The sequence below is a fragment of the Aquibacillus rhizosphaerae genome, assembly GCF_030282825.1.
In the GTDB taxonomy this organism is placed as follows: Bacteria; Bacillota; Bacilli; order Bacillales; family Amphibacillaceae; genus Aquibacillus_C; species Aquibacillus_C rhizosphaerae.
Genome location: NZ_JASTZU010000037.1, coordinates 102931 through 122970, shown reverse-complemented (window position 1 = coordinate 122970; position 20040 = coordinate 102931). Strand labels below are relative to the sequence as shown.

General features: G+C 35.3%; 17 protein-coding genes and 1 pseudogene. 12 read left to right on the top strand and 6 right to left on the bottom strand.

The window, feature by feature from the left end; all coding sequences use genetic code 11:
- Window positions 1-76: 76 nt before the first annotated feature.
- The gene (locus QQS35_RS12030) at window positions 77-286 is read left to right on the top strand and encodes a hypothetical protein (protein WP_285932396.1); all 210 of its coding nucleotides are present in this window, start codon (window positions 77-79) and stop codon (window positions 284-286) included.
- Window positions 287-338: 52 nt separating this feature from the next.
- Here QQS35_RS12030 and QQS35_RS12025 read toward each other — a convergent pair whose 3' ends face one another.
- The gene (locus QQS35_RS12025) at window positions 339-1232 is read right to left on the bottom strand and encodes a MerR family transcriptional regulator (RefSeq protein WP_285932395.1); all 894 of its coding nucleotides are present in this window, start codon (window positions 1230-1232) and stop codon (window positions 339-341) included.
- Window positions 1233-1453: 221 nt separating this feature from the next.
- Here QQS35_RS12025 and QQS35_RS12020 point away from each other — a divergent pair, with 221 nt between their 5' ends.
- The 3 genes from QQS35_RS12020 to QQS35_RS12010 are packed head-to-tail and all read left to right on the top strand — an operon-like array spanning window position 1454 to window position 3993.
- Window positions 1454-2356: a hypothetical protein gene (locus tag QQS35_RS12020; protein ID WP_285932394.1), complete on the top strand. Its 903-nt coding sequence runs from the start codon at window positions 1454-1456 to the stop codon at window positions 2354-2356.
- A gap of 1 nt (window position 2357) precedes the next feature.
- On the top strand, window positions 2358-2930 hold the full coding sequence (locus QQS35_RS12015; RefSeq protein ID WP_285932393.1) for a hypothetical protein: 573 nt from the start codon (window positions 2358-2360) through the stop codon (window positions 2928-2930).
- A gap of 58 nt (window positions 2931-2988) precedes the next feature.
- Window positions 2989-3993, top strand: a complete 1005-nt coding sequence (locus QQS35_RS12010) for an NAD(P)/FAD-dependent oxidoreductase (RefSeq protein WP_285932392.1) — start codon at window positions 2989-2991, stop codon at window positions 3991-3993.
- An 81-nt stretch (window positions 3994-4074) separates the two neighbouring features.
- On the opposite strand, the gene QQS35_RS12005 is transcribed toward QQS35_RS12010, so the two are convergent.
- The gene (locus QQS35_RS12005) at window positions 4075-4641 is read right to left on the bottom strand and encodes a M15 family metallopeptidase (protein ID WP_285932391.1); all 567 of its coding nucleotides are present in this window, start codon (window positions 4639-4641) and stop codon (window positions 4075-4077) included.
- Window positions 4642-4955: 314 nt separating this feature from the next.
- On the opposite strand from QQS35_RS12005, the pseudogene QQS35_RS12000 reads away from it, so the two are divergent.
- From QQS35_RS12000 to QQS35_RS11990, 3 genes and pseudogenes are all read left to right on the top strand, one after another.
- Window positions 4956-5644 (top strand): annotated as a pseudogene (locus tag QQS35_RS12000) (transposase).
- Between the two features lie 197 nt (window positions 5645-5841).
- Window positions 5842-7524, top strand: coding sequence for a dihydroxy-acid dehydratase (gene ilvD, locus QQS35_RS11995; RefSeq protein WP_285932390.1), 1683 nt, complete (start codon window positions 5842-5844; stop codon window positions 7522-7524).
- 138 nt (window positions 7525-7662) lie between these two features.
- Window positions 7663-11094: a hypothetical protein gene (locus tag QQS35_RS11990; protein WP_285932388.1), complete on the top strand. Its 3432-nt coding sequence runs from the start codon at window positions 7663-7665 to the stop codon at window positions 11092-11094.
- 123 nt (window positions 11095-11217) lie between these two features.
- Here the strand turns inward: QQS35_RS11990 and QQS35_RS11985 are convergent, their stop codons facing one another.
- Window positions 11218-12333 carry an NAD(P)/FAD-dependent oxidoreductase gene (locus QQS35_RS11985; RefSeq protein ID WP_285932387.1) on the bottom strand — a complete coding sequence of 372 codons (1116 nt, stop codon included), beginning with the start codon at window positions 12331-12333 and terminating at the stop codon, window positions 11218-11220.
- Between the two features lie 270 nt (window positions 12334-12603).
- Here QQS35_RS11985 and QQS35_RS11980 point away from each other — a divergent pair, with 270 nt between their 5' ends.
- From QQS35_RS11980 to QQS35_RS11965, 4 genes are all read left to right on the top strand, one after another.
- The gene (locus QQS35_RS11980; RefSeq protein ID WP_285932386.1) at window positions 12604-13650 is read left to right on the top strand and encodes an ABC transporter substrate-binding protein; all 1047 of its coding nucleotides are present in this window, start codon (window positions 12604-12606) and stop codon (window positions 13648-13650) included.
- 184 nt (window positions 13651-13834) lie between these two features.
- Window positions 13835-14818, top strand: coding sequence for an ABC transporter permease (locus tag QQS35_RS11975; RefSeq protein WP_285932385.1), 984 nt, complete (start codon window positions 13835-13837; stop codon window positions 14816-14818).
- A 1-nt stretch (window position 14819) separates the two neighbouring features.
- Entirely contained in the window at window positions 14820-15614 is a 795-nt protein-coding gene (locus tag QQS35_RS11970; RefSeq protein ID WP_285932384.1) for an ABC transporter ATP-binding protein, read from the top strand.
- A gap of 374 nt (window positions 15615-15988) precedes the next feature.
- Window positions 15989-17185, top strand: coding sequence for an aminotransferase-like domain-containing protein (locus tag QQS35_RS11965; RefSeq protein ID WP_285932383.1), 1197 nt, complete (start codon window positions 15989-15991; stop codon window positions 17183-17185).
- 55 nt (window positions 17186-17240) lie between these two features.
- On the opposite strand, the gene QQS35_RS11960 is transcribed toward QQS35_RS11965, so the two are convergent.
- Entirely contained in the window at window positions 17241-17675 is a 435-nt protein-coding gene (locus QQS35_RS11960; RefSeq protein ID WP_285932381.1) for a YueI family protein, read from the bottom strand.
- Window positions 17676-17757: 82 nt separating this feature from the next.
- Between QQS35_RS11960 and mscL the strand changes: the two genes are divergently transcribed.
- Window positions 17758-18306, top strand: coding sequence for a large conductance mechanosensitive channel protein MscL (gene mscL, locus QQS35_RS11955; RefSeq protein WP_331490742.1), 549 nt, complete (start codon window positions 17758-17760; stop codon window positions 18304-18306).
- 21 nt (window positions 18307-18327) lie between these two features.
- Here the strand turns inward: mscL and QQS35_RS11950 are convergent, their stop codons facing one another.
- Both QQS35_RS11950 and ectB read right to left on the bottom strand, forming a co-directional pair.
- Complete coding sequence (locus QQS35_RS11950; protein ID WP_285932380.1) at window positions 18328-18714, bottom strand: ectoine synthase; 387 nt, start codon at window positions 18712-18714, stop codon at window positions 18328-18330.
- 29 nt (window positions 18715-18743) lie between these two features.
- On the bottom strand, window positions 18744-20003 hold the full coding sequence (gene ectB, locus QQS35_RS11945) for a diaminobutyrate--2-oxoglutarate transaminase (RefSeq protein WP_407933964.1): 1260 nt from the start codon (window positions 20001-20003) through the stop codon (window positions 18744-18746).
- Between the last annotated feature and the right edge of the window lie 37 nt (window positions 20004-20040).

Genomic DNA, 20040 nt, shown 5'->3' with positions numbered 1-20040 from the left:
ATTATTTAATTCAATAATAATTAATGAATCGGATAAAAAGCTGTTGATAGTCAAAGATAAACTTGAGGTGATAAAAATGAAAAAAGAGCGAATGAGTACGTTTAATGCTAAGACCAAAGAAAATGAAAATGAGGGAATTAGTGTAGAAACTGATTTAGATCCTAAACATATGTTTGATACTACGGATCGTTATGCAGGGGATTCGGTAAATGAGCATAAACAAATGGAAAAGGCGAATGCTTATATTGCAGAAGAAGAACTTGAACAGATAAATAATAATTCTTAGATGAAAAGGCTGTCGTAATAATTGTTTACAAAGACAGCCTTCATTTGCATTATCATATTATTTTACTATTTATTAACCATTTTTCCCACTGATTGATGTCTCCGTTTAACACAAATCTTTTATATTCTTCAGGCAAAGCATTAGTAGCGCTGCCTCCAATTACATAATCAACATCTATTTTATACGTTTCAATATACTTTATAAATGATTTAAGGTGATCAACATGATCTTGTATCGTCACGGAAAAGCAGATTAAACGAACATTATTTACTTGAATGAGTGGAAGGATGTTTTCCTTTGGTGTATTTTCACCAATAAAAATGACATCGATTCCTCTACGCTTAAGAAATAGTGAAAATAAAATTAAACCAATGTTATGTAATTCAGATGGAGGGCAAATAGCTAGAGCTTTTGGTTTTGAACTGTCACCCGTTATATCCTGAAAAAAAGAAAATAACCTTCTTTGTAAGAAATGACTAATAAAATGCTCTTGTGCTACGCTTATTTTTCCCTCTTGCCATTGAATTCCGACTTTATGTAGGATTGGGGTAAAAACGTCGTGAAAAACTTTCTCATAGTCGTTTAAAGAAAAAGCTAGGTTTATAAAATGGGTAGCGAGCGATGTATCATAATTTGCTAAAGCGTCAAAAATCTCTTCAATAAACTGTTCGGTATTTGCTGGGGAAGTTTCTTGCCTTGTTAGTTCCGCAGGTTCTATTTGATTATCTTTCATATTTTTTAATAATGTCATTGCTTGTTTGATAGATATCCCTTTTGCTTCTCTTTGCTCGATTACCCATTTTATATCATCAATATTTTCTTGAGAGTAAAGACGTGTGCCGCCATCAGTTCGCATTGGTTTAATCACATCATATCTGTTCTCCCAAGCTCTTAAAGTAATAGCCGGAATTCCTGTAATTTCAGCAACCTTTTTTATTCCAAACAATTTATCCACTCACCTTTTTTAATCCTACAAACATTATAATAGTTTAATCTAGTAAACATCAACAAAATCTATACATTACTTATACTGTGCATGCTTATTAGTTTATCAAAAGATATACATTTTAACATAGCTATAATTAGAAATTCATTCGTTATAGTAACAAAGGAACTTCCTAAAACATGATAAAATAAGTGGGAATCCATTTTCTTGGGGGAATGTTTATGAAAGAAAGGTACTTATGGATAGGTGTCATAGTGATTTTGCTTAGTTGGGGTGGTAATTATTTTTATTTTCAAACGCAACAATTAGAGAACCCTATATTTTTAAACCATTATTATCAAATGTATCATAACGAAGAAGCAAACGAGATTCCATTAACTTTTTATTATTTAACAGACAAGAAAGAACCTCTTGATGTAAACTATGTTGAGATGAATGGGATTCAAGCTTATCCAACATATAATCATGATGGTTTTACAATGTTCAATGACAGTCAGCCGCAAATTCAGTATGAGCAGGAATTCAATCATCAATATTTAATGTCTACTACGATAAGCATTCGGACAGATACAGAATCAATATTTAATACCGACAATTCTTGGTCATTCAGTAATATGGAAGTTTTTTTTACGAATGGTGAACATGTTACAGCAAATATAGGTGAAGTTGTTGTTCAACCCTATCATGGACAATCTTTACTAGAAACTAGAGCGAGTGGTTCAAGTAATCAACATCGTAGTGTAACATCAATGGTTGCTACAGAACAATTAAGTATAAACGAAATATCTCTCCCCTTTAAAGAATTGGAAGGAGATGTTTCTGTAAAGGTTGGTCTTGATGAAGGTCCAGGCGTTAACCGAGGATTGGAAGTTCCTTGGGAGGATTTACAAGCAGAAAGTCTTCAAAAAACTATGTTTCCGTTTGATTTAACCAAAAATAATCAATTGCGTTTGTATACTTATTTTAATCCTGAAAGTATGGATTATTATCAATTTGAGATAGAAATAAAGGGGACGACAGAAGATGGTGAATCATTTACTAGCGGAACAATGATAAACAACCAACCACATCTGGAAGAAGCAGATATTAACAAGATTATTGAGTTAAAGCAGGGGAGGGAGTAGCATGGAATTTGCTTTTAAACGATTATTTTGGGGATTTATATTTATATTAATAGAAATTCATATCTTTGTAATTGATATTCTCCCAGAACCAATTGGTTATTATTTTATAGCTTCAGGGCTGGCATGGTTGCTAAAAGAATATCCGATTGCTAAGAAAGCTAGTAATTTAGCATATGTCCTTATTGTAGTTTCGATTCCAACGGTTTTTATTAATCAAAACGCTATGAACAATGTTATTGTGTCATTAAGTGGCTGGTCCCTATACATAATCGCACTAAACATTGCAAAGTTGATTATTGTTTTTTATGTTTTTAAAATCATGTTGTTGATTGCTAAAGCATGTACACATGAGTTTCTGTACACAAACACAACACGGATATTCACAGCCTATATGGTCATTATGCTGCTTGGTGAATTAGCCCGCTCATTTGGAATGAATATGTCAGGCATAATCGGCTTTATAGTAGTGGTAAGTATCATTATGCTAGTATTAGAAATAGTATTCTTAATGTTACTGCGTAAGTATAGTAAGCTAACAGATCATGTCGAAGCTAAATTTGATGAAATAACATAATTGTACGAACGATAATAAAAAATCTAGCATTTGAACTATTAACAAAGGGGTTATTTTAATGGAGGAAACTAAAGATATTTTCGATGTCACTATTATTGGAGGAGGTACAACAGGTATGTTTGTATCTTTTTATAGCGGAATGCGTGATATGAAGACAAAGCTCATTGAATCCAACCAACAATTAGGAGGCAAGGTTGCCCAATTTTTCCCAGAGAAATTAATATATGATGTTGGTGGTATTCCTGAAATTTCAGGTGATCACTTAGTGGACCAAATGCAAGAGCAATCAACGAAACATCATCCAACTGTACTAACTGGAACTTTAATTGAAGAGATTGTAAAAGATGAAGATAATTTATTTATATTAACTTCTAGTCAAGGAAAAAAGCATTATTCAAAATCAGTCATCGTTACTACAGGAATGGGTTCGTTTGATGTTATAGGTCCGGTGGTGGAGAATGCTGATTTATATGAACAAACAAGTTGGCATTATTCCTTACGAAGATCCGAAAAATTTAAAGGAAAAAAAGTAATGATTACTTCGAATAATCGTGTTGGTGTTGATTGGGCTCTAACCTTAGAATCGGTTGCTGATACTGTTTATCTCATAAATGATGGTGCTAAATTTCAACATGCTTCCGAAAATGAATTAGCAAGACTAGCTAGTTCTTCTATTCAAACAAAAACTACTTCTGAAATCATACAGGTTAATGGAAAGAATGGATATATTAATGAAGTAACAATTCGAAACAAAGGTGGATTAAACGAAAGCATTGTGGTTGATGATATGCTTGTTTACAACGGAATTAAATTAAATCAAACGCCATTTGAAAAATGGGGGTTGAAAACGGAAAAAGGTAGAGTTGTAGTAACTAGTACGATGGAAACGGATGTTGAAGGCTTGTTTGTAGCAGGTGATGCAACGATTTATCCGGGCAAAACAATGTTGATCGCCTCAGGTTATACAGAGGGAATAGCTGCTGTAAATAGTGCGAAGACATACATTGATCCTAAAGCGAGTGCTACGGTATATAGTAGTATAATTTACCGTAAAGAAAAATAGGCAGAAACAGTGGGGCTGTTTCTGCCTAACTTTTTATAATTAATCTTTTAACTATTTGTATGAATCAATTTCATATTTACCTTATTCTTCTTCTTCTGATGTTTCGGGTCTTTTCCCTCTTTGTAACTCCCGGATACTTAATCCGAAATTCATTTGTAAATGAGGATAATCTTGAAATCTAGCCCAGTCGCCACCCCATTCAAAACCGAGGTCCTTTGCAATCTCAACAACTTCCATCCAATCAGCTTCTCCATTTTCATTTCCATCATAAGCTAAATCCCATATAACATCACCATTACCTAATTGCAGTGCAAAATCAATTGCTAATCCGTAATTATGAAAGGACTCTCCACCTTCTGCATTGGTCACAATAGTACCATCCGTTGTTCTTCCTCTTGCATAGATAGCATTTTGTTCTTCTATTGTTCTAAATCCATCGGTGATGACAATGCTAATGTTTTTGTTAGCAGCTTTAGTAATCAAGGTATTCTTTTTTTCGTTAACAATAGGATGTAACTCGGTAGGCATCGGAGCGTCCTCGATTGGCTGGGGCAATAAAGATTGCCAACGTACAAAATCGTCTAACAGAATAAATAACCCGAATAATAGCAATACAATACCAATTACTTTTTTGCTGTTAACTTTCATATTTATATTCACCTTTTTACTTTCTTCTAAAATCACAACTTTGACTAAACACAAATGAAGTCGTAGGTTTTTTAAGCATATCAAATGTAAGGAAAAGAAAAAAGTTAATCAACATTATTAAATAAAAAGTTATATAGGTGAATGAATTTCATAAATCTAATCCTTTGCGGCTCAGGCGTTTTCAGACATAAAAAGGAAGTACCTCCCCAAGTCTTGTATAATGGTAAGTAACGACACAAACCAAAAGACTGGAGGGACTCCCTATGTCTATTATATGACAAGAGAGCTTATTTGGTATCCAAGAATTATACGAGATGGAACCTACCCATCGTTATGAAGAGATTATTTCGGCTATTGATCTGGATGCCATTTACCATGATGTAACCAAAAAAACCCGTCTTGGTGCACCTGAAGAACTGAATTATGCAGCGTTGCTTATTTCGGTTTTCATCAGATATGTTGAACGAATTCCAACCATAAAACATTTAATTGAACGCTTGGATGTCGATCTGAATTTTAAGTTAAATTGCGGCTTTCTCGTTTCAGATAAAACCCCATCTCAAGAGAAAAATCAAGGGGAGCCTATTGGCTTTGATAAACACTTTGCCCCAACTTGTTTTCGAGAGTATTCCTCTCGATATGACGGTTTTGATGCCAAATACGAAACATTGAAATACACAAGTCCAAAAGAATGTGCAGAATGCCTCTAGCAAAGGAAGGCATATGCCAAAAAGTTTACAAGGTAAAAATCACCACAGATCTTCGGCTTCGGAGATACACAGCACCAGCTCGAGGTTCAAAAGCTTGGAAAAAACTATTTAAACGTCGGACCTCCATGGAACGAGTAAATGGTTATCTCAAAGAGTTCTTTCAACTCAACAACGTTCGCTATCGAACGGGAAAGCGCGCAAAGGTTCATTTTGACCTTGTAACGCTTATTTATAATGCCAAAATAGCTGCAGATCGTATCAATGTAGTGTTAAACCAACAACAAGTTGCTTAAATAATTTTTTTTAAATTGAATTATTGATATTCTGTAGGTCTTTGAATTTATAATACAAGCAATTATGAAATTGATTCAGGTATGTTCAAAAAACTTTCTTTTTTTAGGAAAATAACTTTCAGAATTTATAAAATATATTGAACTATATTAAATAACCTATTATAGTTATTAGAAAGAGAGAGTAGGAGGAATGGGAAATGGGAAAAGATCTACGTATTAAAAGTAATGTTTTTGATGATCCAAAAAGAGCTCCAAACAGAGCGATGTTGCGTGCTGTTGGTGTAACAGATGAAGATTTTAAGAAACCAATGATTGGTGTTGCTAGTACATGGAGTGAAGTAACTCCTTGTAATATTCATATTGACGATTTAGCGCGAAGTGCTAAAGAGGGTGCCAGAGAAGCAGGGGCAGTACCTATGATTTTTAATACCATTACTGTGTCAGATGGTATCTCTATGGGTACTTCAGGAATGCGTTATTCTTTGCCTAGTAGAGATGTTATTTCCGACTCTATAGAAACAGTAGTAGGTGCTGAGAATCTTGATGGTCTTGTAGCGATTGGTGGTTGTGATAAAAATATTCCTGGTTGTTTAATTGCGATTGGGCAAGTAGAAGTACCTTCCGTTTTTGTTTATGGTGGTACGATTGCTCCTGGTTACCATAATGGAGAAAAGCTAGATATTGTTTCTGTGTTTGAAGGTGTTGGTAAACACAACAATAACGATATTAATGATGAAGCACTCCACGGAATTGAGTGTCATGCTTGCCCGGGTGCAGGTTCTTGTGGTGGTATGTACACTGCAAATACAATGGCATCGGCTGCAGAAGCCTTAGGTATGAGTTTGCCGGGTAGTTCTTCCAACCCTGCAGAATCTAATCTGAAAGCAGAAGATTGTAATAAAGCAGGAAAAGCTGTCTATAACTTACTAGAAAAGGGTATCTATCCTAAAGATATCATGACAAAAGAAGCCTTTGAAAATGCAATTACTGTTGTTATGGTACTAGGTGGCTCAACAAATGCTATACTCCACTTGTTAGCTATTGCTAACTCGATTAATGTTGATTTGACAATCGATGATTTTGATCGTATTCAAAAGAAAGTGCCGCACCTAGCAGACTTAAAACCAAGCGGAAAATACGTAATGGAAGATTTGCATAAGGTCGGTGGTGTACAAGCAGTAATGAAGTTATTGTTAGAAGCTGGTTACCTGCATGGTGATTGTTTAACAGTCACAGGCAAGACTGTTGCTGAGAACTTAAATGATGCCCCATCTTTACAAGAAGGTCAAGATGTTATATTGCCATTTGACAATCCAAAACGTAAAGATGGACCACTCGTTATCCTAAAAGGAAACCTTGCTCCTAGAGGAGCGGTAGCTAAAGTATCTGGTGTAAAAGTTAAACGCCATACAGGTCCTGCTAGAGTATTTAATACAGAAGATGAAGCAACTAATGCTGTAATTAATAATGAAATTAATGAAGGTGACGTTTTAGTTATTCGTCATGTTGGACCTAAAGGTGGACCTGGAATGCCAGAAATGCTTTCTATCTCAGCTATTTTAGTTGGTAAAGGGTTAGGTGAAAAAGTAGCACTATTAACGGACGGACGTTTTTCTGGTGGTACACACGGTTTAGTAGTAGGTCATATTGCTCCTGAAGCACAAGTTGGTGGCCCAATTGCGTTTCTACAAGAAGGTGATGAGGTAACAATTGATTCGGATACACAAGAAATTACGATGAATGTTGCTGAAGCAGAATTAGAAAAGCGACGCAAGAATTGGACAGCACCTCCGCTTTATTCTAAGGGAGTACTAGGTAAATACGCACATAACGTATCCTGTTCATCGATGGGTGCTGTAACAGATTACTTTAATAAATAAGTTGAAAATACCCCCTTTTAGTTGATGACTAAAAGGGGGTATTTTATATGAACAATTGGAAAAATAAGGTTGAAGCAGTAAGTTGTAGGGTGTAAAATTACATTCGGTACAGTTTTTTGATGGGGGTGTTGGTGAGTAATGGACAGATTAACAGATTTATATAGACAAAGAATTATGCGTGAAGAACTTATGAAATTAGAAAAACAAGGATTTATAAGTGAAGAGAAATATAATCAGATGATCTATGCATCCGAAGCATACATAAAATCACAGTCGAAACAACGGCATAGTGAAGAAGAACTACTACCACATATTGATAAGCCTAAAGCTGAAGCGAATACAGTGAATACATCGAATACAATGAAAAAAGAGAAGAAAGTTAAAACTCCTGAACAGATAAGAGAAAGAAATATCACATGGTCACTTATATTAGGTGTTATTTTTCTTCTTATTGGGGGACTTGTACTAGCAACGAGTACGTGGGATCAAATGGGGCCCATACTAAAGGTGTTCTCGATATCTTTTGTATCGATATTTTTCCTCATCCTAAGCGGCATATCTAGTAGATTTTTAAAAATTAACAAGACAGCCTTTGCATTTTTAACGTTAGGAAGCATGCTAATTCCCATTGCTATTATTGCGATAGGATACTTTGAATTATTTGGCCAATACCTTTCTTTAACGGGTGAGGGGCGGTTCTTGTTAGGGTTAATGGGCACTTTATTGCCGCTACCATTATATATAAGAAATGCATATAGACACCAAGCACGTTTATTTGTATGGATATCTTATTTGTTTTTAAGTTTTGCTGTTGGGTTCGCGATAGCCTCAATAGATGTTTCTGTTGATTTCTTTTACTTTCTTATTATGATATTTAATGGTTTGCTTTTATTAGGCTACCATCTCCTTAAATCTAATACATCTATACAGGTATTCATGAAAGAATTACCTAGTTATGCGCAATTGAATTTGGTTATCTCCACTTTACTTATGCTTTTCATCTATGATAAAGGTATCTTTTATAGCTTTAATATTTTAGTAACTGCTGCTATTTATATAGCTATGGTCTTTTTATATAACACAAAAGAATATCAATTTGTTTTTTCCGCATTATTTGCCTATGGCGTGTATCAATTAACAGAATACTCTTTTTTGGAATCACTTGATTTAATTGTGTATGCACTTGTTGGTATAGTCTATATAGGATTTTCTTATGGTACAAAGAAGCAACATTTTATGTCTAAAATGTTTGAATATACGAGTGGGATTATTTCTTTCTTTGCATTTGTTTATGTAAGTTATCAAGGATTGATACTAAGAGTAGGAGAAGATTCTATTTTATTATTGTTTGCCTACTTTATTATTTCTTGTAATTATATTTATTTAGCGCATCTAACGAAACGCAAAGTATTTAGCTATCTATCTCCCCTGTTTTTGCTTGCAACAGGGATGCAATTTTGGGACAGTATAAGCCTTTTCCGACAATGGGATAGTCTAGCGATGTTTATGTTTCTATTTAGTGCTTGTCTATTCTTATGGTTAGGTATTTGGACCAAGAATAAATACTTTTTGTCTATTCAAACAAGTACGTACTATGTAACAATTGGTGCTATGTTTTTATGTGTACTGTATGGATTATGGAGCGGCACATTAATCCAATTAGCTATCATGTTGGTTTTATTTGGTGTATTAGCCATTATCGTTGCAAATAGAAATCGTAGAGTCGAAAAAGAGATTGCAACATGGGTTCATGCTGTAAGCTGGACATTCGCTTTAGTCGTTATCTATCCCGAAGTTACTGCTATTTATCCTGGTTATGATATCGTTTTTAATTGGCCTTTTCACTTAGCTGTTTCGGGTATAATTTTGTTAGCAATTCATGTGATATGGCGAAGATTCAATAAAAAAAGCTTAGCTATGACTAGTTTTTATGTTGGGCAGGGAGCCTACTTTATTGGATTAATACAATTGATTACTGTCTTTCATATCAATGAAGAAATAGTCAGGCCATTGTTGCTGTTTGTCGGGGTTGGAGTATTTGTTTGGTTAGTTTATCGAGTGAAAGAAAATATCCTTTGGTTACTAGTTGCAATAACTGTATTTTGTTTCTATACATCTTTACTAAGTGTATTTAAATTCCAAGCATTTACTACTACTATAACTTTTCTTTTGATTGGGGTTGTTTTATTACTAGCAATAAGTCATTATGCTGGTAAAAGGTTACCTGAACTTAAACCCTATTTTTTCTGGCTGGCTCATGGTGTGCAGGCTGTTTTACTACTAATTGTTGTTTTAGATCAAATTATGTCTCAATCCATAAATCCAATTGTTTTATTAATTTCAGTTACCACATACTTATATAGCTCGATAATAAAGGAAAAAGAATGGCAGGTTAAATTACATCTATACGGTGCCATGACAATGCTCGCAACTCTTGTTGCAACAATAATCCCTTACTATAATTTATTTGAAACAATACCAACGATATATTATTGGTTAGGGTCTAGTTTACTATATGCATTGGTGTGGCTCCTAGTTAATCAGGCATGGAGAAACCGTATCGAGTGGTATATCATTCCTTTTTCAATTTATGGATTATTTACAATTGTTACGATTCGGATAATCACTTCGCCACTTGAAATCATACCAATTATTGGTTATGTCATACTAAACCTATTCTTTTTGCATAAACGAAAATGGTCATTGATCACTATCTTACCATTATTAGCGACATTGGTTATGTGGGAGCAGCTGCGCTCCATGCTAGAAACTAATCAGCTCCTATTCATCAGTATTAGTTGCTTTTTTATTCTATTTGTAGTTGGCCGATTGATTCATAAAAAGTTATATAGTTGGAACGACTCGTATTATGAGGTGGATTGGTATTCTTTCATTGCTGCTTCGTACTTAGTATATGCATGGACTTTTATTAATCAAGAAGCTAATGTTTGGTTACAACTTATTCCATTTGTACTTCTTACACTGTGGTTATTTTCCCAAGTGAACAGGGTGAGTACATTAGTTGAAAAAAGAGTAATCAAAACAGCTGGGGCGATTAGTTTCCTTCCTTCCTACTATTTGTTGTTGTTGTTAGAATATAAACAATATATACCTAACTTGTTGCATGCTGAATTAACTGTATTTCCGCTGTTAACTCTATCCATTATCTTGTCTATTACAACGTGGAATGGATACAAAAAGCTCATGCAGTCGATTCAATTAATTCTATTATTATTTATAACCACTTACCTGATTATGGATGCAATTCAAAGCAACACCGTTTGGGACGCTTTAATTGTTGGCAGTCTTTCTTTGTTAGCGATGATCATCGGGATGCAAGCGAAGATAAAGGCTTACTTCTTTGTAGGGGTTGGAACATTGATTTTTAATTTACTTTATCAAACCAAAGCCTATTGGGGAAATATGCCTTGGTGGGGTTACTTGTTAATTGCAGGTTTCACGTTAATTGCAGTAGCGAGTTACAATGAGTGGCAAAAACAAACAAGTAAAGAGGGTAAAATTAAGAAGGGATTCAAAAAAATGCTATCGACGCTTAAAGAATGGGATTAATCTAAGAAAAGCAGCATGGTCGTGTGCCCATGCTGCTTTTCCTATGTTTTTGTTGTACTAATTGATTCAAACTAGATAAAGCCAAAATCCCTCTCTGCTATGCTACTTAGATAAACGTATTCGTTACTCCAATGCTCCTGAAACAGGATATAAATTAATATCAATATCTACTGGTTCTCCTAATGCAAGTTTTGCAAGCTCTGAGCCAATGTAAGGTCCTGTAGTTAATCCTGATGATCCTAGTCCATTGGCGATTAATATCCCTTTATGATCAGGGAGTGGGCCGATGACAGGAAGAAATCCTGGTGTCACCGGACGAAAACCAACTCGTGTTTCGATTAATGTACCTTCTGAAAGTTCTGGTGCAATGGTCAATACCTTATCAAATATTTCTTTTAATCCAATTGATGTCACGTTGTAGTCATCTAAATCAACATTATTTTCGTGGGTAGCTCCAGCAATAATTCGATCTTCAAAAGCCAATAAATAGTGGTCGCTAGGTGGCATAACGACAGGCCAATTGCTCGTATCTGTATTTGGTAAACCGAGATGTGCAATCTGTGCTTTTTGTGGTTCAACTGAGAAATTCACACCTAAAGGCTTCAATAAGCTTTTTGCCCACACACCAGCAGTAACAATAACTGTATCTGCATTCATGGCTTTCCCGTTGATGATAACTCCGCTTACTTGGATTCCAGAATATTTAATTTCTGCATCTCCTTCAATAAATGTCGCCCCGTTTTTTATGGCGGCTTGTGTTAATGCATTTTGCATAAGTCGACCGTCAACCCTTGCAGCTCCACTAATATGTAGTCCCCTAAAATCATCAGACAACGGTGGAAACAATGTTTTTACTTCAGATGAATGAAGCCTGGTTATTTCACCAATTTCAGGTGCCTGTTCTCGTCTTTTATATGCCCGTTCTTCCATACTAATTAACTTTTTCTCTTCTTTTCGTATGCTGATAGCTCCGACTTGTTTATAACCAGTTTCGGTTTCACCATCTGCTTCTAATGCTTGAATTAGTTTTGGGTAATAAGCAGCGCCGCTTTTGGCTAATTGATACCATGCTTGATTTCTCCTCTGTGATAGCCATGGACAAATGATTCCCGCAGCTGCGTCTGTTGCTTGCCCTGGGTCTTTCCGATCAATAATAATTACTTCAGCTCCAGATTTTGTAAGGTGATAAGCTGTAGATGCTCCTAATATTCCTGCGCCAATGATAATAAATTTTGCCAAAATGTTACTCCTTTCAAAATATAGACACCGATTGTCTATGGTTAATTATGTATGTTTTTGATTAAAACCGGCTATTTTTGCAAACGTTGTTGTCTTAGAATATACCAAACTTAGTTTGCTACAAAAGCATAGGATTTACAAGTGTGATAGGTTGGAATAAATAGGTAGTGGATACCTGATTAATAAACAGCTATCCCAATTGCATTACTCTGTGATATAATGTATCTTAAATGTTCAGAAAATTTAAAATAGAAAGAAAATGGGGGTTACATGAAGAAGTGGTTTCATTTATTTGTTTTAGCAATTATTAGTGTTATTGTATTAGCAGTTTGTGGGACAGAAGATGTTTCAGAAGAAAACAGTGGTTCAGATACATCGGAGGAGAATAATGGTTCTGGTGATGAATCAGATACAGGAACAGAAATCTTTACAATAGGAGCATCACAAATAGTTGAGCACCCGTCACTAGATGCAGCTTATGAAGGGTTTAAAGAGGCTATTGCAGACGCAGGTCTAGATGTTGAATATGATTTACAAAGTGCCCAAGGTGATCCGATTAATACTGGTCCAATCGCACAAAACTTTGTTGCTGACGATGTTGACTTAATCTTTGCTAATTCAACACCAAGTGCTCAAGGTGCACTACAAGAAACAAAGGATATCCCGATTATCTTTACGTCTGTAACGGATGCAGTTGGGGCTGATTTAGTAAGTGCAATGGATCAACCCGGTGATAATATTACAGGAGTTGTTGACCTTCATCCTGATGCAATTAAAAACACAGTTACATTCATCGATACTTATTTTGAAGGTGCGAAAGTCGGACTTATTTACAATTCTGGTGAGGCAAACTCTGTTACACAGATTGATGCCGTCAATGCAGCAATCAAAGGAACAAGTTTAAGTACAGTGGAGCGTACAGTTGCTACTTCAGCGGATGTTCAACAAGCTGCTACTACACTAGTAGGGGATGCAGATGTTATTTACATTGTGACCGATAATACGGTTGTATCTGCACTTGAATCTGTTATTGGTGTTGCTGATGAGCAAGATATTCCTTTAATTGTTGGTGAACCTGATTCATTACAAAAGGGCGGTTTCGCCACATATGGTATTGACTACCATACAATTGGTTATCGGGCAGGAGAAAGGGCGGTTGAGGTATTAACAGGAGAAAAAACAACTGCTGATATCCCGGTTGAAATTCCACCTGCGATGCAATTGTTTATCAATAAAGGTGCTGCTGAAGAACAAGGTATTGAATGGAATGAAGAGTGGGATGATATCGCACAGTTCTTAGAAACAGTGGAAGAATAGAAAATAAACCGACACTTATCCCTTTAGGTTTAATTGTCGGTTTTCTTTTCTACTAATACATTAGGATTATTAAAGATACTTAAAGATACAATGAATACTCATTAAAGAATAATATGAGAGAATTAATTTAAAAAATGAGCGAATATTAAGCTCTTAGATTTATTTATTAGAAGGAGAGAACATCATGTTTATTTCAATTTTTGGTGCAATGGAATCAGGTGTAATTTATGCGATTATGGCACTTGGTGTGTATCTCTCGTTTCGAGTATTAGATTTCCCGGATTTAACTGTAGACGGGAGTTTTGTAACAGGAGGTGCAGTTGCAGCCATTTGTATTATTAATGGAGTACCGGCAGTTATCGCAACTTTATTAGCTTTATTAGCAGGTTTTATCGCAGGTGCTATTACAGGGGTTTTAAATACAAAAGGTAAAATAAATTCGCTATTATCTGGTATTTTAATGATGATTGCTTTATATTCTATTAATTTACGAATAATGGGGAGGCCGAATTTGCCTCTTTTAAATGAATCAACTGTGTTTAAACAATTAGAATTATTTTGGGAATCAACTGGTATTGATGCAGCGTTAAATGGTATGTTAACCGGATTGGGTTTGGAGAGAACTCCGGGAACATGGTCGGTACTTATTGTAATGATTATTGTTACAATAACTATTAAGCTAATAACGGATTATTACTTAAAAACAGAGGTTGGACTAGCGCTTCGTGCCACAGGTGATAATACCAAAATGATTCGTAGTTTGTCAGCAAATACAGATAATTTAACAATTGCTGGATTGGCAATCTCTAATGGTCTAGTTGCTTTATCTGGAGCTTTAGTTGCTCAAAATGGTGGGTTTGCTGATGTTAACATGGGAATTGGAATGATTGTTATTGGTCTTGCATCTGTTATTATTGGTGAAGCTTTATTTGGAACGAAAACAATTGCCATAACAACACTTGCTGTAATAGGAGGAGCAATTGTTTATCGAATTGTAGTCACTTTAGCTCTTCGTGTTGATTTCCTGGAATCTGGTGACATGAAGTTAATTACAGCTTTATTAGTAATTGTGGCTTTAATTGCACCAAAAGTTATTTTAGCGAGAAAAGAAAGTGTAAGGAAAAGAAAAAAACGAGCTCTGATGAGTACCAAGACGGAGGGGGTATAACATGTTAAATCTTCGTGATATTTCAATAACTTTTAATGAAGATACTCCTGATGAAAAAAAAGCATTACAAGATGTAGAACTGACTCTCGATAAAGGCGATTTTGTAACGATAATTGGTAGTAATGGAGCTGGGAAATCAACATTAATGAATGTAATTTCGGGTAGTTTAAATCCAGATATTGGTTTTGTTGAAATTGATGGGAATAAGGTGACACATTTGCCGGAATATAAGCGATCGAATTTTATTGGTCGTGTTTTCCAAGACCCAATGTCTGGTACTGCTCCGTCTATGACAATAGAAGAGAACTTAGCAATGGCTTTTGCTAGAAATAAAAAGCGAACCCTTCGAGCGGGTGTTACTAAAAAGAGAAAAGAACTTTTTCGAGAGTTTCTAGAAACGTTACACATTGGGTTAGAAGATCGTCTTAATGCAAGAGTCGGATTGCTTTCAGGTGGTGAACGTCAAGCGTTATCGTTATTAATGGCTACATTCACAGAACCAAATATTTTACTGCTAGATGAGCACACAGCAGCTCTAGACCCTTCTCGCGCAGAACTCATAACAAAACTAACAGGGGGCGTTGTTGATAAATTTCATTTAACAACATTGATGGTAACCCACAATATGCAACAGGCATTAGACCTTGGTAATCGATTGATTATGATGGATAAAGGTCAAATTATCTTCGATGTTTCTGGCGAAGAAAAACTAGGGCTTACGATAGAGAAGTTACTACATGAGTTCCAACGAATCCGAGGAGAACAGTTAGGAAATGACCGAGCAATATTAGGTTAATAGAAAAAGACGGTTATACATCCATATGGTAGTATAACCGTCTTTTTTCTTGTGAAGCATTAAAGAACCTTTTTGAGAAAGGTTTTCTACTTTACCTAAAAAGGTAAAGGAATTATAAAAACGGAGATTGCTAGCTCCAACAGCTACCATTAGGTCTTAAGTCAAATATCTTTATGGTTATGATTTCCGCATGGAAGTTCGTTTTTTGTACAATCAGCTACTTGTTCTTCTAATCAGTCCAAGTTTTCCGATTTTGTCTATTGCTTGGTTGTTTTCATTGAAAATCGTGTTATAATAGATAAACAATAATTAATATCTGACTTTTCACAATAATTTAAATTGTATATAAAAAGTAAATAAAGGTGGGAAATATTGTGAAATATGGATTTTCACATCGTGTACGTTATATGAAATCTTCTGCAGTAAGAGACATACTGAAAGTAGTTAATAAAGGTGATGTTATTTCTTTTGCTGGCGGAATGCCAGATGAAAATTTATTTCCAGTCGATGCTATTCAAGGTGCTTTTAACAAAGCAATTACCTCGGGTAATAAAGCGCTCCAATATGGTGAAACAGAGGGAGTTTTTGAATTAAGAGAGCAACTGGCGGACCGTATGGCGAAAAAGGGGATTAATCGTCATCCTGATAATATATTGGTAACTTCTGGTTCACAACAAGCAATCGATTTATTCGCCAGAGTGATGTTTAACCCTGGAGATATTGTTCTAACAGAAAACCCAACATATCTTGCTGCCATTCAGGTATTTGAGTCATATGAAACGAATATAGTTGCAGTAGATTCAGATGATGATGGTATGATTGAAGAGGATTTAGAAGAAAAAATAGTTCGTTTAAAGCCAAAGTGCATCTATGTAGTTCCAACCTATTCTAATCCTGGCGGAAAGGTCTGGTCATTGGAACGAAGAAAGACGTTGTTAGCTTTAGCTAAAAAATATCATGTTGTAATATTTGAAGATGATCCTTACGGTGATATTAAATTTGATAAAGCATCTTCTCCGCCATCTATTGCATCGATGGATGATAATAAGATAGTTCTTTATACAAGTACATTTTCAAAGACGGTTGTTCCTGCAATGAGAATTGGCTGGATTGTAGGACCGCATCAGATTATAAGGATAATGGCCCAAGCGAAACAGGCAACTGATTTGCACACTAATTCTATTAGTCAGCATGCACTTATACATTTAATAAATGATTTTGACCTCGATGGTCATATACAGTCATTGCGAAATACGTATTTAGAGCGGATGCATGTAATGAAAGATTTACTTGAACAAGTGAAAAGTGATGACCTATCTTATATTGTTCCAAAAGGTGGAATGTTTTTCTGGGTTAATATGCCGAAGTTTGTAAATACAGGTGAACTTCTTAAAACAGCAGTAGATGAGGGTGTTGCTTTTGTACCAGGAGCACCATTTTATGTTTCTAATCCTCAGCAAAATACAATGAGACTTAATTTTACTAATGCGTCTCCAGAACAAATTAAAATAGGGATGGAAAGACTCGTTTCGGTTATTAATGCTAATCAATATGAAAGTGTTATGCAATAGCTAGTTGATTGAATCTGAGACCGAATTGTTTTTATTCGGTCTCATTATTAATGTTTTAACGATTAAATAACCAATCAAACAAAGAGCGTTTTTTAATTTTATCTATTTTCTTTGTGTTTTTCTCTTGTTCCTTTAAGTGTATATCTTCCTTATCTATCGCATATTCAAGCGTTAAAACTAATCCATAATTTGATTTGGCATTTCTATTCTTTACGGAGGTATATGGGATGTTGTTTTTAGAAGCAGCCGCCTTATACGGTTTGAAAAAACGGTAACTGACATTGCCGTTTAGCAGTAACTTTGCTTCAGGATATGCTTTCATCGCTATTTCTAATTGATCTACTCCATTATTTTTCATTACTTGCCCCTTGGTAAGTGCTAAGACAATTCTCTCTCTTAATGATCCTAGAAACACTTTTCTTTCTGACGGATTAATTTCTTTTGTACCGTATATCCCATCTTGCAAATAATCATCAATATCTTTTTTCACAAGTAAGGCCTCCTCTATTTTGTTACCTTAATAAAAAAGTATCATTTAATATTACAATATTTAATCATAGCATGTCCTATTAATACATAGTATATATAAACGAAACTATGATATAAAGGGACTGATACAAATCGGCTTATTTAAGGAATTTCGCTTATTTGTACTTAGGGGAAGCGCTGCTGATATGGGAATTGGTCTTGTGCTTGGAGCTGCATTCAGTGGATTTATTGATTCACTCGTAACGGATGTGCTCCTTCCTCCGGTGGGAGTATTACTTGCGAAAATGAATTTTTCTAATTTGTTTATCACGTTAGGTGGTAGTCACTATCAATCATTAAATGAAGCAAAAGAAGCAGGTGCTGCCACCATAAATTATGGTCTGTTTATAACGTCATTCATACGGTTTGTTATTATTTTATTTGTTATGTTTTTAGTGATTAGACAACTAAATAGATGGAAAAAACCAGGTCAACATCCTGTTGATGCAATGATGAAAAAAGAATGTCCATATTGTAGGATGTCAATTCCTTCTAAAGCAATAAAATGTCCCAACTGTTCCTCTGATCTAGATGATAAGAAAGAGGAGAGTAGCTACAAGCCCAAGTCTGCATTACGATTAAAAATCAAATAAAAAACCCCTTAAAGGGGTTTTTTAACTTTCATCTACTGGGTAAACACCATTTTCGTCATGAACTTCTTTTCCTGTTAATGGTGGGTTAAATACGCATACCATACTCATGCCATCTTTTGTACGTAGTAAGTGTTCATCATGTTTATCTAATACATAAAGATCGTCTTTTTTAATTGGCCAAACTTTGTTGTCTTTAAGTGTAACAACTTCACCTTCACCCTCAATAAGGTAAACAGACTCTAGATGGTTTTGGTACCAAATATGTGTTTCAGTTCCTGGCTTAATAGTGGTCACATTTACTGTATAACCCATGCCGTCTTTTTTAAGAAGTAGGCGTCTAGAAACCCAGTTTCCTCCATCTACATCTTGCTCAGTTCCTATCACGTCTTTTAGTGAAACTACTTTCATTTCTCAATTTCCCCCTGATTCGTCTGTTATTAGTTAGTAACTGGTTCTTTTACTTGTGCTTTGATACTCTCTTCAATAATTGCAAATCCTTTATTCAAGCCTTCCTCATCGATCGTAAGAGGAGGGAATAGTTTAAATACTTCATCTTTTGGTCCAGAAGTTTCCATAATAAGTCCAAGCTCAAATGCGTTCGCTGCAATCTTATTCGAAAGTCCTTCAACCTCAGATGCAATACCTACCATAAATCCTCGACCACGTACTTCACCTTTTAATTCAGGATACTTCTTCACCATTTTTTCGAGGAATGTGTAAATCTTTTCTGACTTAACTTTTACATCTTTTTCAAAGTCATCATTTTCCCAATAGCTTAAAGCAGAAGTTGCAGTAACGAACGCATGGTTATTACCACGGAACGTACCATTGTGTTCACCGGGTTGGAATTTATCAATTTCAGGACGAACTAACGTAACTGCAAATGGTAGTCCGTAACCACTAAGTGATTTTGATAAACATACAATGTCAGGCTTAATTCCAGCTGGTTCAAAGCTAAAGAATGTACCTGTACGCCCTACACCTGCTTGCACATCATCTACAATTAATAAAATTCCCCAACGCTTGCAAATACCTTCTAGTTTTTTAAGCCATTCAAAGCTAGCGGCATTAATACCACCTTCACCTTGTACTGTTTCAAGAATCATTGCTGCTGGAATGGCAACACCACTACCACTATCTTCTAAGAAGCGTTCAAGGTAATCAAGTGAATCTTGGTCATCTACATAGTTATCATAAGGCATAGTAACAACATTCTGTAGTGGAATACCAGCGCCTTTTCTTTTCATAGAATTACCTGTAACAGATAATGAACCAATTGTCATACCATGGAACCCATTCGTGAAGCTAATAATATCTGTTCTACCAGTAACTTTACGAGCCAATTTTAATGCGCTCTCTACTGTATTTGTCCCGGTTGGCCCAGGAAACATTACTTTATAATTTAGGTCTCTAGGCTTTAGTATAACCTCATTAAACCTATTTAAAAACTCGGCTTTAGCTGTTGACGCCATATCAAGAGAGTGTGTAATACCGTCACTAGTTATATATTCAACTAGCTTCTTCTGCATCACAGAATCATTATGACCATAGTTTAGTGCACCAGCACCAGCAAAGAAGTCGATATATTCTTTTCCTGATTCATCCCACATTTTGTATCCTTTTGCTTTAGTGAAGATAGTAGGAAAACTACGAACATAACTACGTACTTCTGATTCCATATTATTAAAAATATCCATATTTTGGCTCACGTTTAAATTTCCTCCTTAAAATGTC